Origin of the sequence: Mesorhizobium metallidurans STM 2683, from assembly GCF_000350085.1 — a bacterium.
In the GTDB taxonomy this organism is placed as follows: Bacteria; Pseudomonadota; Alphaproteobacteria; order Rhizobiales; family Rhizobiaceae; genus Mesorhizobium; species Mesorhizobium metallidurans.
The window spans coordinates 1-12,961 of sequence record NZ_CAUM01000084.1 but is presented as its reverse complement, the minus strand read 5'-3'; the positions used below and the strand labels follow the sequence as shown (position 1 = coordinate 12,961).

Below are 12,961 nucleotides of genomic sequence, written 5' to 3'. Positions count from 1 at the left end.
GCGGAAGCCTCGGTTCAGAAAAAATTCAAAAATCCCATCGATTATTCTGAAAATCTGAAGTCGCCTTTGATGACGCCGGCCCTCAGGCCTGGCGCAGCGACACCCGGATCAATTGCGCCAGCCGTTCGGCGGCCGGCGACAGTTCCTTGCCGCGCCTGCGAACGATGCCGTAGCGGTGAACGAGTTCGGGCTCGACGATCTTATAGACGCGCGACCGGTTCGGGTCCGCGAAACGGACGATCGACTGGGTGAGGATTGCCGCGCCGATGCCGGCCTCGGCCATCGCGACGAGTGTCTCCGCCTGGATGCAGCGGTACCGCACATTCAGCGCGATGCCGCGGGCGGCAGCCTCGCGCTCGAACATCGCACCCATCAGGGTGCTGGTGTGGTAGTGGAGCAAGGGCAGGCTGGATAGTTCCGCCAGCGTGATGGTGCGACGATTGTGCGGACACATCCGCATGGGGATCAGCGCGTGCAGCGGATCGTCGAGCAGCGGCTCGAAATCGAGGTCCGGATCGCCGGAGATCGGGCCTATGCCGAAATCGACGGCATCGGCCTCTATCACCCGGTAAAGGTCGGCGGACTTAAGTTCCGACAAAAGCATCTTGATTCCCGGATAGTCGCGTTCGAACTCGGCGAGTATGTGCGGTAGATGGGTCGAGGCGATTGTGGGCGCGCAGGCCAGCGCGACTTGGCCGCGCCGGATGGCCAGTGCCTCCTGGACGTTGCGCAAGCCGATGCCGACCTCTTGCAGGCCGCGCTGCGTGCTGGCGAACAATTTGCTTCCTTCAGGCGTGAGCTTGACGTCACGCGTGGTGCGGTTGAACAGCCTGGCGCCGAGTTGGTCTTCGAGTTGCTTTATCTGCATGCTGATGGCGGACTGCGAACGACATGCCCGGTCGGCGGCCTCCTTGAAGCTGCGGTTTTCGGCGACCAGCATAAAAGTTTGCAACAGCTTGAGATTGACTCGCGCCAAAGCGGCCGCATTCGCGTCCAGCGGTGGTTTCGGTTCGCTCATCGGCGTCGCACCCCGAGATCCTCCTCGGCCACGCCGGCGCTGCTCGAGTCATGATTGCAGCCAGGCGGATCAAGCATCGCTGGCCCTCTTCCCGCCTGACGAGACTGCCTCGAAGGCGTCTAGAAGGACACGCACCAGCCGTCCTGAAGGCGCGCTGCGCGGCCACAACATGCCGATCTCGCGCACCAGCGGCGGGCCGGGCAGCGGTAGGCGCGCGACCGACAGCCCCTCCGGCCATGGCGGCGCCCAGTCGGGCAGGACGGAAACGCCGAGGCCGTTGCTGACCATCACCGCTATGGCTTCCAACGAATCCAACTCCAGCCACTCCCGGGGTCTGAGCTTCTGGCGGCGCAGCCACTCGTCGGCCAGACGGCCGCCCCAATTGTTGCGGTCATACCGGATGAAAGGCAGCGTTGCGAGCAACTGTTCCGGATCGCGCGTGGCGAGGGCGCCCGGCGCAAGAAGGATCAATGGCTCGGTCCGAAGCACGCTCCAATGCAGCGATTTTGGGATCGGAAAGGGCGGCCGCACCAATATGGCCGCGTCGATGCTTCCGTCGCCGAGCGCCTGGTAGAGATCAGTGGAAGTGCCAGGAAGAACGAAGACCTCGACCAAAGGAACCGTGTCGACAAGGTGCCGCAGGGCCGGCGCAAGGATGCCGGTCAGCGCGGTCGATATGGCGCCGAGTCTCATCTCGCCCGATGGCGAATCGGTCTGTGCAAGGGTTTTCAGCTGGCGGATGTCGCCGAGGATTCTGCGGCTTTGTTCCAGAATTGCATGGCCGGCATCGGTCGGCTGCACCACGCGGCCCGCGCGTACCAGCAGCCGCTTGCCGAATTCCTCCTCCAGCGCTTGCATGCGCTGGGCCACGGCGGCCGGCGTGATTGCCAGACGGCGGGCCGCCTCGGCCAGCGAACCGAGTTCGGCCACGAGCAGGAAGGTTTCCAGAAAGCGCGATTCCATCGATAGAAAAACTATCATCAAATTATACGGCAAGCCATGTTTTCTTCTGTACGAGGTTGATGATAATCCGCCTTGAATTGGAGGGTTACCTGTGGATCTCGAACTGAAGGGTAAGGTCGCGCTCGTCTTTGGAGCCGGCGGCGGGTTGGGCGGGGCGATCGCGCGGTCGCTGGCCGGCGAAGGCGTGCGCGTGGTCGTCGCCGACATCGACGAAGCGGCCGCGGAAAACACCACCTCGGCCATCAAGGGCGCCGGCAACGAGGCGCTGACAATGGGCTGGGATATCGGCGACCTTTCGTCGATCGAGGGACGCCTGGCCTCGATCGAGACGGCTTTCGGCTCGGTCGACATTCTGGTGAACAATACAGGCGGCCCGCCGCCAACGCCGGCAGCCGGTCAGTCTTCGCAGGACTGGTCGAAGTTCTTCGACAGCATGGTGCGTTCGGTGATCGCCGTCACCGATGCGGTGCTGCCCGGCATGCGCCGGCGCAAATGGGGCCGCATCATCACCTCGACCTCGTCGGGCGTGGTGACGCCGATCCCAAACCTCGGCATGTCGAACGCGCTCAGAATGGCATTGGTCGGATGGTCCAAGACGTTGGCGGCCGAAGTCGGCCGCGACGGCATCACCGCCAACATCGTTCTGCCCGGGCGCATCGCCACGGGACGCATCACCTTTCTCGACGAACAGAAAGCCAAGCGCGAGGGACGCTCGGTCGAGGAAGTAGCCACTCAAAGCACGGCGTCGATTCCAGTCGGGCGCTATGGCCGGCCGCAGGAATATGGCGACGCGGTCACCTTCCTGGCAAGCCCGCGCGCATCCTATATCACCGGCTCCGTCATTCGCATCGACGGCGGCTTGATTCCCAGCATCTAAGGAGACTCCGATGACCCTCGACCCGAAAGTCGTAGAGACCCTGCAGGGCGTCTCCACCGCGACCCTTACCACGGTCCTCCTGAAGAAGGGCCTGCGCAACGTTTGGATGCGTGGGACCAAACCTATCCGTCCGGGCCAGCCGCGCGTGGTGGGGCCGGCGTTCACTTTGCGCTTCGTACCGGCGCGTGAAGACCTCGCCACCCCGGCAAGCTGGGCCTCGCCTATTTCGACCCGTGCGGCGATCGAGGCGATGCCCGAAGGTTGCGTGGCGGTGGCTGACGCGATGGGCGTGCTCGACGCCGGTATTTTCGGCGATATCCTCTGCGCGCGCATGGCCAAACGCAATGTCGCCGCATTGGTCACCGACGGCGCGATGCGCGACGCCGCGGGCGTGCTCGGTACCGGCCTCAACGTATGGTGCAACGGCATTTCCGCGCCGCCTTCAGTGGCCGGTCTCACCTTCGTCGGCTGGCAGGAGCCGATCGCATGCGGCGGCGTGGCGATCTTTCCTGACGATATCGTGGTGGTGGACGATGACGGCGCGGTGTTGATCCCGGCGGCATTTCTCGACCAGGTGCTGGCCGAAGCGCCGGAGCAGGAGGCGATGGAAGCCTGGATCATGACCGAGGTCGATCGCGGCGTGCCGCTGCCTGGTCTCTATCCGATGAACGAAGAGACGAAGGCGCGCTATGCCGCTTTCGCGAAGAAGACGTGACCTTCGGCGTCGATGCCAAGGGCATCTATCCTATCGCGGCGACGCCGTTCAATGCGGACATGTCGGTCGACTACGTCTCCGTCGACCGGCTGACGGAATTCTACCAGGATGCCGGCGCCACCGGCATGACGATCCTCGGCATTCTGGGTGAAGCCCAGAAGCTGGAGCCAGAGGAGTCGCTGACTATCGCAAGACGCGTGATCACGCGCTCGCGTGTGCCTGTCGTGGTTGGAATATCCAATCCGAGCTTTGCCGCCATGCGCAGGCTGGCACACGAGGTGACGGATGCCGGGGCAGCCGGCGTGATGCTGGCTCCAGCCTCGCACCTGCGCAGCGACGAGCAGATCGCCGCCTATTTCCATCACTGCGTGGAAGCAATCGGTCCGGACGTGCCCTGGACCTTGCAGGATTTTCCGCTAACGCTGTCGGTGATCCTGTCGGTGCCGATAATCTCGCGCATTATGAAGGAACATCCGTCCTGCGTCATGCTGAAGGCAGAGGACTGGCCGGGACTTGAGAAAATCTCGGCGATCCGCAAGCTCCAAGCCGCGGGCGACCTGCGGAAATTCTCTATCCTGACCGCCAATGGTGGGCTTTTCCTCGACTTTGAGCCGGAACGCGGTTCGGATGGCGCGATGACGGGCTATGCCTTTCCAGACATGCTGGTCGAACTCGATCGGCTGCACCGCGAAGGCGAGCGCGACGCGGCGCACGATCTTTTCGATGCCCACCTGCCGTTGATCCGTTTCGAGCAGCAACAGGGGGTTGGCCTCGCGGTGCGCAAATACGTGCTGATGCGGCGCGGCGCCATAACCTCGGACGTGCAGCGCAGCCCGCGCTCGTCGCTGACGCCGACCGGTCGATCCGAAGTCGACTACCTACTGGAGCGGTTGGGTCGAAAGGACCCGCGAGCAAGGCTGTGACGATGCATACCGAGCGCCCCGCCGCAGGATACGCGTGGGGCAATGGATGGTATCGGCCCGGATCATTGCGACCGCTCCTCGATCCGGTCGACGATCATCTTCGCGATCGGCATGGCGGACGTCGCCGCGGGTGACGGCGCGTTGCAGACATGCAGCTGGCGCGGGCTGTCGAGGAAGAGGAAATCGTGCACCAGCGTGCCATCGGCCAGAACCGCCTGCGCACGGATGCCGGCGCCTGGTTGGCCGAGGTCCGAGAGTTCGAGCGAAGGGCAGTATTTGCGGCACTGATCGAGGTAGCCGCGGCGGAAAATCGAGTTGCGGAACTCGTCGATGCCTGACGTGAGATTCTTGCGGGCCATTTTCCAGAAACCGCCGAAGGCGAGCATCTGGGTGACGTCGGCCAGGTCGATGCTGCCCTTTTTGTAGCCTTCGCGATGGAAGCCCAGCACGGCATTGGGCCCGACTGTCACCGGTCCGTCGATCATGCGCGTCAGGTGGATGCCGAGAAACGGCAGATCCGGATCAGGGATCGGGTAGATCAAGTGCTTGACGATCGTCGATTTCGCGTCGGGCAATGTGTAATATTCGCCACGGAACGGCACGATCTGGTGGGTGGGATTGAGCCCAGCAAGCCTCGCCAGGCGATCCGATTGCAGCCCGGCGCAGGCAACAAGCTGCTCCGCGCGGATCGTTTCGCCACGATCGGTGGTTACCACCACGCCGTTGTCGTCTTCAGAGATGCCTTTGACGCGGGTGCCGGTCATCAGCTTGGCACCATTCGCCTTGAGACCCTCGGCCAGAGCGTCGCAAATCAGCTTATAGTTGATAATGCCGGTCGACGGCACGAGCAACGCGCCCAGGCCAGCGATGTTTGGCTCGATCTCATGCAGACGCGCCGCGCTTACCTCCTCGAAGCCAATGCCATTCTCCAAAGCGCGATGCTTCAGCGCTTCCATGCGCTCCATCTCGACCGGGCTGGTGCCGACAAGCAGCTTCCCGCACACCTCGAACGGAATGTTGTTGTCTCGCGCAAAGGCTTTCGTCTCCTTCGCCCCCTCGCGGCAGAGCTTCGCCTTCAGCGAGCCGGGGGCATAGTAGATGCCGGCATGGATGACACCGCTGTTGTGGCCGGTCTGGTGCTCGCCGAAACCGGCTTCCTTTTCGATGACCAGGATGCGGGCGGTGGCATCGCGAGCGAGAAGTTCGGAGGCGGTGGCAAGCCCGATGATGCCGCCACCGACGACGCAATACTGAAACCACATGTACGGCACCTGTCAGACCTCAGCCTCGTCCGCGGCGATCTTCTTGCGCCCGGTCAGCTTGAGAAAGAGGGGGATCAAGAGCACGAAAACTGTGGCGATGAATAGCCCAAGCGCAATAGGCCGCTCGACGAAAACGAGCAAATCGCCCTGCGATTGAATCAGCGTGCGGCGGATGTTTCGCTCCAGCAGCGGCCCGAGCACCAGTCCGAGGATCAGCGGCACGGCTGGATAGTCGAGCCTGGCGAGGATAATTCCGGCGCCGCCTGCGAGGATGGTCAGCGTGACGTTGAACGTCGAAGCGTCGATGGCGAAGACACCGTAGACGATGACCGCAATGACGATGGGATAGAGATAGGCGGTCGGAACGAAAAGTGCCGCCGCCAGCAGCGGAGTGAGCAACAGCGTCAAGAACACAAGTGCCAGGTTGCCGATGGCGAAAGAGCCAAAAACCGACCAGACAAACTCCGGATTCTCGGTGAACAGCAGCGGGCCCGGCTGCAGGCCGACCATGATCAATCCGCCCATCATGACCGCCGTGGTCGCCGAGCCCGGGATGCCCAGCGTGAACAGCGGGATCATCGAGCCGTAGGACGCTGAATTGTTGGCGGCCTCGGGCGCCGCCACGCCCTCAACGATGCCGGTGCCATACTTTTCGGGCGTCGGCGAGAGGCGCTTGGCGAGTGCGTAGGAGATCATTGTCGCCGCCGAGGCGCCGACCCCGGGAAGGACGCCCACGAAGAAACCGACCACCGATCCCTGCAGCAATTGCCAGCGTGTCTGAACCGCGTCGCTCACTCGCGGCAGCAGCGAGGCGAAAGTGTATTTGGCCACCGGCTTGTCCACATTCACCTCCAGCGAGGTGAAGATCGCGGTGAGCCCGAACAGGCCGACAGCGATGATAGAGAAGTCGAGCCCGTCGAACAGGTTCATCGACCCGCCAGTATAGCGCGGCAAGCCCGAAATGGGATCGAGTCCCACCATGCCCAGCCACAAGCCCAGCGCCAAAGCGGTGAAACCCTTGAAGGCGTTGCGGCCGCCCAACACGCTGAGCAGCGAAAGCGCAAAGCACATCATCGCTGTCATCTCGGTCGGACCAAAGGCGAGTGCATAGCGCGATACCGGAACCGAAAGAGCCACCAGCCCGGCGATGCCGAGAAAACCGCCGACAAAGGAGGCGAAGACGCTCGTCCCCAGCGCGCGTCCTGCCTCTCCTTTCTGGGCCATTGGATAGCCGTCGATGACCGTCATCACGGAGGGCGCGTCGCCGGGAATGCCGAGCAGGATCGACGTGATGGCGCCACCGAACATCGAGCCATAGTAGACGCCACCGAGGCACGCAATTGCCGCGACGCCGCCGAAGCCTGCCGCCACCGGCAGCATGATCGCAACACCGGCGGTCGGTCCGAGGCCAGGGAGCGCACCGATCAGCAAGCCGATCACAGCGCCCAGTATGGTGCAGGCGAAGATTGCCGGATCGGTGGCGGCCAGAATTCCGTCCCACAGCAGCGCAAGCGGTTCCATCGCGTTAACTCCCTTGGGTGCCGGTCAGAAGCCGAACGGTCCCCTGGGGGTCGGCACGCCCAGGAGGTTTTGGAACAGCAGCAGAAGGATGATCGGCGTGATCACCGACACCGCCGCAAGCTTGACAAAGAAAATTGGTCCCGGTTCGGTCCGCAGAGCCAGGCCGATCGCTGCCATGGCCAGCATGGTGGCGATCATCATGCCGAGATACGGGATCAGCCAGAGGGCGATGAGCAGCGCCACGATCACGACCCCGGCTTTTGCCGCCTCGCGGCCCGATATGCCCGAACCAAGCTTCTCAAGCCCGTCAAGCGCCCGATAGAGATTTATTGCGCTGAAAAGAACGATCGACGAACCGATGATGATGGGGAAGAGACCGGCCCCGGGCGTGGTGCCCTGCATCACGCCATAATTCATACCCGTGTAGACCAGCCAGAGACCGAAGATTATTAGCAGTGCCGCGACCGCCTGGTCGAGCTGTTGAACGCTCATCATTTTCCTCCTCCCGACGGATCGGAGCCACCATTTCGGGTGGCTCCGCGCAACGTCACTACTTGATGATGCCGAGTTCCTTCATCATCGTCTCGTAGCGCGCGTTGGTGCGCTCGAGCACTTCCTTGAAGCCTTTCGCGTCGACATAGTCCGGGATGTCGTGGAAGCGGTCGATATACTGCTTCTTCCACTGCTCGCTGGTCGCAACCTTTTGCAGTACGCCCTCCCAGTAGGTCACGACTTCCGGTGGAACGTCCGCGGGCATGACCAGTCCGCGAAGCTGGGTGTGCAAAATCTCGCCATAGCCGAGTTCCTTGAAGGTCGGGATGTCGGGGAAGGCCGGCGAGCGCTCGGCCGACGTGATCGCAAGTGGCCGCAGCTTGCCGGCTTTCATCTGCGCCATCGCCTCGGACGGGTTGAGAAAGCCGACGTTTACATGTCCGCCAAGCAGCGCCCCCATCACCTCGCCCTCACCGTCGAACGGCACGGAGTCAATCTGGATGCCGAGCGCGTTGGACGTCATCTTGGCCAGCAGTGCCGCGTCGGAGACGACGCCGGTCGTACCGGTGGTGAAGCGCGGCGTCTTCTTCAGGTCGTCAAGCTTCTGGTATTCGCTAGAGGTAGGGACAACCATGATGTACGGCGACTGCGCGATCGCAGCGAGCGGAGTGAAGTCCTTGTAGCTCACCGGCGAGCCACCCAGGAGTGGCGTTGTGAAAAAGCTGACGCTGACGGTCGCCAGATGATAGGGATCACCCTTTTCCTTGGCGACTGCACTGTAGCCGACCGCGCCCGAGCCGCCTGTACGGTTCTCTGGCAGGATCTTCACAGGGATCAGCTTCATCTCCTCGATCACGCCGGCGATGGTGCGGGCGAGCGTATCGCTGCCGCCGCCGGCGCCGAACGGGATTATCATTTTGATGTCCTTGTCCGGATATTCCGCTGCCGCGGCGCTGACCGCGATGGCCGCGGCTGTGAGCAAACCGAGGCCGACGGCGCGGCCGTGCTTGACGAAGTTCGAGAGTCCGTAGGTCATAGTCATTTCCTCCCAGTTAGAACTTGGAACAGCACCGGAACCGATCGAACCATTTTTGGCGGTCCCGGGGCTGCGATTGTCAGGCGTTCTTCTTTTCGATGGTTTCGCGCAGCAGGTAGCCGTGTGCATCACGACCGGTGAACTGGCTGCCTTTGGGATCCTTGACCCGCGCATCCTTCAGCGCTTCGTAATTCGGCGTGAAGCCAAGGCCCGGCGCGTCCGGGATTGTCATCTTGCCGTTCACGGGGTCGGGCGTGCCGTTGAAGAAATGTTTTCCGGTCATCCACATGCCGTAGTGGAATTCGACCGGGCCGCCATTCATTACGCCCGCCAGAATGTGCATGTTGAAGATCGGCCAGCCGCCGCCATTGGCCATCGGCAGATTGAAGGCCTGGGCGAGGTGCGCCACTTTGAGCGCCTCGGTGTAGCCGCCATTATAAAGGACGTTCGGCTGCAGCACGTCCACCGCGTGGTGGACGACGAGTTCGCGGAAGCGCCAGCGGTTGCCTTCCATCTGGCCGGCGGCGATTGGAATCCTGACGCGGCTGCGCAGGTCGGCAAGCGCACGCGCGTCGTTCTGCTGGATCGGTTCCTCGAACCATTTCAGGTTCGCATCTTCCACGGCCTTCGCCAGCATGAAGGCGTCATGCGGGTTGAAGTAGCAGTTGGCGTCGATCATGAGGTCGACGTCGGGGCCGATTGCCTCGCGTGCGGCATAGACGCGACGCACGTCGTCCTTCCAGGTACGCGTCGGCTCGCCGCCGACGACCATCTTCAGCATGGTGTGCCCGTCGGCCAGAAATTTCTTGGCGTAGTCGGCGATCTGCTGCTCGTCGAAGAACGGGTAGCCAAACGTCGCATAGGTGTAGGCCTCGCGGGAATAGCCGCCCAGAAGCTCCGAGACCGACTTGCCGACAATCTTGCCCTGGAGGTCCCACAGCGCGATGTCGATCGCCGAGAGAGCGTTGGAAATGACACCGGTATAGGCGCGGTTGTTGAGCTGCTTCCATACTTTGGAGTGGATAGCCTCGGTGTGGAAGACATCCATGCCCTTGATCAACGGAAAGATATGATCCTCGATGCAGGGCATGGTCGACCAGGGCAGGAACTGGCCGGTGCAGCCGAGCCCCTTCAGGCCCGTGTCGGTCTCGACCTCGACAAAGACGAACATGCGAGATTCGATGGATTCGCCAATGCCAGGCAAATCGATCTCATGGCGATGCAGGCTGGCTGTGATGTTTGCAATTTTCAAGTGAGGTCTCCTTGGGACAAATGGTTATATGGCAGCCGCGGTGGGCGCCGTTGTTTCGATGGACGCTTTCCAACGCGCCTTGCCGTTAAGGACGTGCTCGCTCCCGCGGCGCCGAGCGAGCTCGGCGTCACCGCATTCGATCGCTTCGACGATCGAGCGATGCTCCAGATTTGTCTGGCCGGGCGATGACAGAGAGCGCCGCAAGGAATGGGTCTCCCGGATCAGGTCGTTGTAGACGCGATGCGCGCAGGAGTGGTCGGCTATGCGGCCGATCAGTTGATGAAGCTCGAGATTGATCTCGTAGTAGTTCGCGATCCTGCCGGCGGCGATCGCTATGTCCATGTCGGCGATCAGGCGCTTGAGCTTTGCCACGTCGGCAGCGGTGCGCCGTTCCGCGGCCTGAGCGCACATCAATCCGGTGAGCAATGAGCGCACATCGTAGTTTTCGGCGATCTCGCGGTTGGACATTTCACGTACGAAAACACCGCGCGCCGGGACGAACACAAGAAGCCCCGCCTCGACCAGCGCACGCGTCGCCTCGCGCACCGGCGCACGGCTTACCGCCATCTGCTCGGCAAGCACCGCTTCCTTGATTCTGCTGCCGGGCTGCATGTCCCCCGCGAGGATCATTCGTTCGATTTCGGCGTAGACGCGAACGGCAAGACTTGCGGTTCGCTCGATCGGCCTTGCTGCAAAAGTCATGCCTTGCCCCTCGTTTCCTTGCCGTCAGTAAACTGAAAACTGTCGACAGTAAAATCGAGGGGAGAAAGCACCCAGTCCGCGCCGGATTCCTGTGCAATTTGATACAAGCGTCGATGGAGGCCGGGCCCGATGGGTAGTCCGGTCTTCTCGCGCTCGGCGCGGACCCTGCGCTCAGGGTCGCCCGCCACCTGGACAGGTTCTAGCGGGTCCACGGGGGGTGTTGCGCGCAGATCGTCGCAGAAGCGGGCAACGTCGGCGCGGAAGTCTGCAATCGGACGGAACAAGGCGGGGTTGATGGCCATGAAGAAGTGACCGACATCGAGGCCCCATGGCTGTTTCGAATGGTTGGGATCGGTGATCAGTGTGGAGCCGGACAGGCACGAGGCGAGGATATTGACCATCGCAGCCAGCCCGTAACCCTTGTAGCCGGCGCTCTCCGCCGCGCCGCCCAGCGGCGACAGGAAGCCTCCCTCCATCACCGCTTTCGGGTCGAGCGTCGGCACGCCCTTCCCGTCCATGCCCCAGCCCGGCGGCATGAGTTGACCTTCGACGATCTTGTTCCGGACCTTGCCGGACGCCACCGTCGTCGTGGCCATGTCGAGCACGAAGGGCCGGCCGGGCTCGGCGGGGGCTGCGAAGGACCACGGGTCGGTGCCGAAGCGCGCCGCCGCGCCGCCGGTCGGCGGAACCCGAACGCCGAATACGCTGGTGGCGGCGATGCCAATCAACTCATGATCGGTAGCCATGGTGGTGAAGTAACCCAGCGCGCCGAAATGGCCGGAATTGCGGACCGACACCACGCCGACGCCGGCTGGGGTCGCCTTGGCGATCGCGGTTTCCATAGCTGATATTGCGGGCTCATGGCCGAGGCCGCCATCGCCGTCGATCAGGGCACTAACCGGCGTTTCCTGGACGATGGCGGGCTTCGACTGGAAATTGATCGGCCGAGTCAGGCGTCGTTCGTTGTATTCGACCAACAGGGCGATGCCGTGGCTTTCGAGACCATGGAGATCGGCCCATGCAAGCACGCCTGCCGACTTCTCGGCCTTCTCGGCGGGCATGCCCCAGGCGCGGAAAATGTTCGCGGCCTGACGGCGATGTGTCTCAAAATCATGTCTCATCGCGATCTCCCGGCGGGCCGCTCGACATGATCGACCTCCACCCGACGAGCAAGAATAGGAATGTGCCCAGTCGAAAAACAACGCCAGCTTCGATTGATTCTAACGATAGTTTTTCTTGGTCCCGGAAGACAGCTGGCAATGGCGTTGATGCGACTGTCGATGCACCCGTTGAATGTGCATGGCGGGCCGGCGTTCGATAGTAGTCGTACTCGTCTGGCCCCTGAAGGGTGCGAGGGTCTAAACGATCCGGATGAGTTTGGCCCGTGGCACTGCATTTGGTACTGCACCGCCAATTGCAATCGTAACCAGGGCAAAAGCGGTGGTGGCCGCGGCGTTATGACTCGGGTGTATCGGGTTGGATTGGGTGGCGGTTTGGCGGGCGGCGTGATTCTGTCGGGCCATGGCGGAGCCACCAGATTCTCGAACGCCGACCCCTACGGACCTGCTCGATATGATCCTGCGGTTGCAGGCAGAGGTCGCCGGGCTTCGCGCCGAGAATGCGGCTCTGAAGGATGAGATCCGGCGTCTGAAAGGTCTACCGCCGCGCCCGACGCTGAAGCCGAGCGGGATGGAGCAGTCGTCCAAGCGGAGTTCACCTGCGGCAACGGGTCCGAAGCGGCGTGGCTCGAGCCGGGCGATCGTCACCGAAGAGCGCCGTCTTTGTTATGAGCCGCCACCGGGCTCGCGGTTTGTGGGGCGGACAAGCTTCGTGGTGCAGGATCTGACGATCGGGGTGCGGGTGGTCCGCTATCATCGGGACCGCTGGCGTTTGCCGGATGGCCGGATCGTCGTCGCTCCGCTGCCGGACGGGGTCGACGGGCACTTCGGTTTGGAGCTTCGGCGTCTGGTGCTGTCGCTTTATCACCAGGGTCAATCGACCGTGGAGCGGATCGTCGCGTTGCTGCGCGACTTCGGCGTGTCGATCTCCAAGCGTCAGGTCGTGCGGATCCTGACCAGCAAGATCGACGCCTTCGTCGCCGAAGCGAAGCAGGTTCTGACGGCCGGGCTCGCTTCGGCCGGTTGGGTCAGCGTCGACGACACCGGGGCCCGCCATGGCGCGGTCAATGGCGTGTGCCGGG

The 12,961-nt window shown here is 62.8% G+C and carries 13 protein-coding genes; 4 read left to right on the top strand and 9 right to left on the bottom strand.

Going from position 1 to position 12,961, the window contains the following annotated elements; all coding sequences use genetic code 11:
- Window positions 1-82: 82 nt before the first annotated feature.
- Both MESS2_RS13735 and MESS2_RS13730 read right to left on the bottom strand, forming a co-directional pair.
- Entirely contained in the window at window positions 83-1,018 is a 936-nt protein-coding gene (locus tag MESS2_RS13735) for a LysR family transcriptional regulator (RefSeq protein ID WP_008874933.1), read from the bottom strand.
- A gap of 69 nt (window positions 1,019-1,087) precedes the next feature.
- Window positions 1,088-1,981, bottom strand: coding sequence for a LysR family transcriptional regulator (locus MESS2_RS13730; RefSeq protein ID WP_008874932.1), 894 nt, complete (start codon window positions 1,979-1,981; stop codon window positions 1,088-1,090).
- Between the two features lie 91 nt (window positions 1,982-2,072).
- Between MESS2_RS13730 and MESS2_RS13725 the strand changes: the two genes are divergently transcribed.
- The 3 genes from MESS2_RS13725 to MESS2_RS13715 are packed head-to-tail and all read left to right on the top strand — an operon-like array spanning window position 2,073 to window position 4,496.
- A complete protein-coding gene (locus MESS2_RS13725; protein ID WP_008874931.1) occupies window positions 2,073-2,858 on the top strand; it encodes an SDR family oxidoreductase in 786 nt (261 codons plus the stop codon).
- Window positions 2,859-2,868: 10 nt separating this feature from the next.
- Window positions 2,869-3,573 carry a ribonuclease activity regulator RraA gene (locus MESS2_RS13720; protein WP_008874930.1) on the top strand — a complete coding sequence of 235 codons (705 nt, stop codon included), beginning with the start codon at window positions 2,869-2,871 and terminating at the stop codon, window positions 3,571-3,573.
- Entirely contained in the window at window positions 3,570-4,496 is a 927-nt protein-coding gene (locus MESS2_RS13715) for a dihydrodipicolinate synthase family protein (RefSeq protein WP_008874929.1), read from the top strand. The genes MESS2_RS13720 and MESS2_RS13715 overlap by 4 nt, the downstream gene beginning before the upstream one ends.
- Window positions 4,497-4,558: 62 nt before the next feature.
- On the opposite strand, the gene lhgO is transcribed toward MESS2_RS13715, so the two are convergent.
- The 7 genes from lhgO to MESS2_RS13680 all read right to left on the bottom strand — a co-directional run bounded on the left by lhgO (window position 4,559) and on the right by MESS2_RS13680 (window position 11,882).
- Window positions 4,559-5,758 (bottom strand): L-2-hydroxyglutarate oxidase, encoded by a 1,200-nt coding sequence (gene lhgO / locus MESS2_RS13710; RefSeq protein WP_008874928.1) that lies wholly within the window; start codon window positions 5,756-5,758, stop codon window positions 4,559-4,561.
- A 12-nt stretch (window positions 5,759-5,770) separates the two neighbouring features.
- Complete coding sequence (locus tag MESS2_RS13705; RefSeq protein ID WP_008874927.1) at window positions 5,771-7,279, bottom strand: tripartite tricarboxylate transporter permease; 1,509 nt, start codon at window positions 7,277-7,279, stop codon at window positions 5,771-5,773.
- 24 nt (window positions 7,280-7,303) lie between these two features.
- Window positions 7,304-7,771 (bottom strand): tripartite tricarboxylate transporter TctB family protein, encoded by a 468-nt coding sequence (locus tag MESS2_RS13700; protein WP_008874926.1) that lies wholly within the window; start codon window positions 7,769-7,771, stop codon window positions 7,304-7,306.
- A gap of 58 nt (window positions 7,772-7,829) precedes the next feature.
- The gene (locus tag MESS2_RS13695; RefSeq protein WP_008874925.1) at window positions 7,830-8,807 is read right to left on the bottom strand and encodes a tripartite tricarboxylate transporter substrate binding protein; all 978 of its coding nucleotides are present in this window, start codon (window positions 8,805-8,807) and stop codon (window positions 7,830-7,832) included.
- Between the two features lie 79 nt (window positions 8,808-8,886).
- A complete protein-coding gene (locus MESS2_RS13690) occupies window positions 8,887-10,059 on the bottom strand; it encodes a mandelate racemase/muconate lactonizing enzyme family protein (RefSeq protein WP_008874924.1) in 1,173 nt (390 codons plus the stop codon).
- 24 nt (window positions 10,060-10,083) lie between these two features.
- Window positions 10,084-10,761: a GntR family transcriptional regulator gene (locus tag MESS2_RS13685; protein WP_008874923.1), complete on the bottom strand. Its 678-nt coding sequence runs from the start codon at window positions 10,759-10,761 to the stop codon at window positions 10,084-10,086.
- Window positions 10,758-11,882 (bottom strand): Ldh family oxidoreductase, encoded by a 1,125-nt coding sequence (locus MESS2_RS13680; RefSeq protein WP_008874922.1) that lies wholly within the window; start codon window positions 11,880-11,882, stop codon window positions 10,758-10,760. The genes MESS2_RS13685 and MESS2_RS13680 overlap by 4 nt, the downstream gene beginning before the upstream one ends.
- 451 nt (window positions 11,883-12,333) lie before the next feature.
- Here MESS2_RS13680 and MESS2_RS13675 point away from each other — a divergent pair.
- Window positions 12,334-12,961 (top strand): FtsB/FtsL family cell division protein (locus tag MESS2_RS13675; protein ID WP_482805269.1); only part of this gene is annotated, 628 nt, incomplete at its 3' end.

Bases quoted from the DNA above. Each gene is read 5' to 3' on its own strand.
- MESS2_RS13730 (WP_008874932.1), bottom strand. From the start codon at position 1,981: ATGGAATCGCGCTTTCTGGAAACCTTCCTGCTCGTGGCCGAACTCGGT.
- MESS2_RS13685 (WP_008874923.1), bottom strand. From the start codon at position 10,761: ATGACTTTTGCAGCAAGGCCGATCGAGCGAACCGCAAGTCTTGCCGTT.
- MESS2_RS13705 (WP_008874927.1), bottom strand. From the start codon at position 7,279: ATGGAACCGCTTGCGCTGCTGTGGGACGGAATTCTGGCCGCCACCGAT.
- MESS2_RS13720 (WP_008874930.1), top strand. From the start codon at position 2,869: ATGACCCTCGACCCGAAAGTCGTAGAGACCCTGCAGGGCGTCTCCACC.
- MESS2_RS13700 (WP_008874926.1), bottom strand. From the start codon at position 7,771: ATGAGCGTTCAACAGCTCGACCAGGCGGTCGCGGCACTGCTAATAATC.
- MESS2_RS13735 (WP_008874933.1), bottom strand. From the start codon at position 1,018: ATGAGCGAACCGAAACCACCGCTGGACGCGAATGCGGCCGCTTTGGCG.
- MESS2_RS13695 (WP_008874925.1), bottom strand. From the start codon at position 8,807: ATGACCTACGGACTCTCGAACTTCGTCAAGCACGGCCGCGCCGTCGGC.
- MESS2_RS13680 (WP_008874922.1), bottom strand. From the start codon at position 11,882: ATGAGACATGATTTTGAGACACATCGCCGTCAGGCCGCGAACATTTTC.
- lhgO (WP_008874928.1), bottom strand. From the start codon at position 5,758: ATGTGGTTTCAGTATTGCGTCGTCGGTGGCGGCATCATCGGGCTTGCC.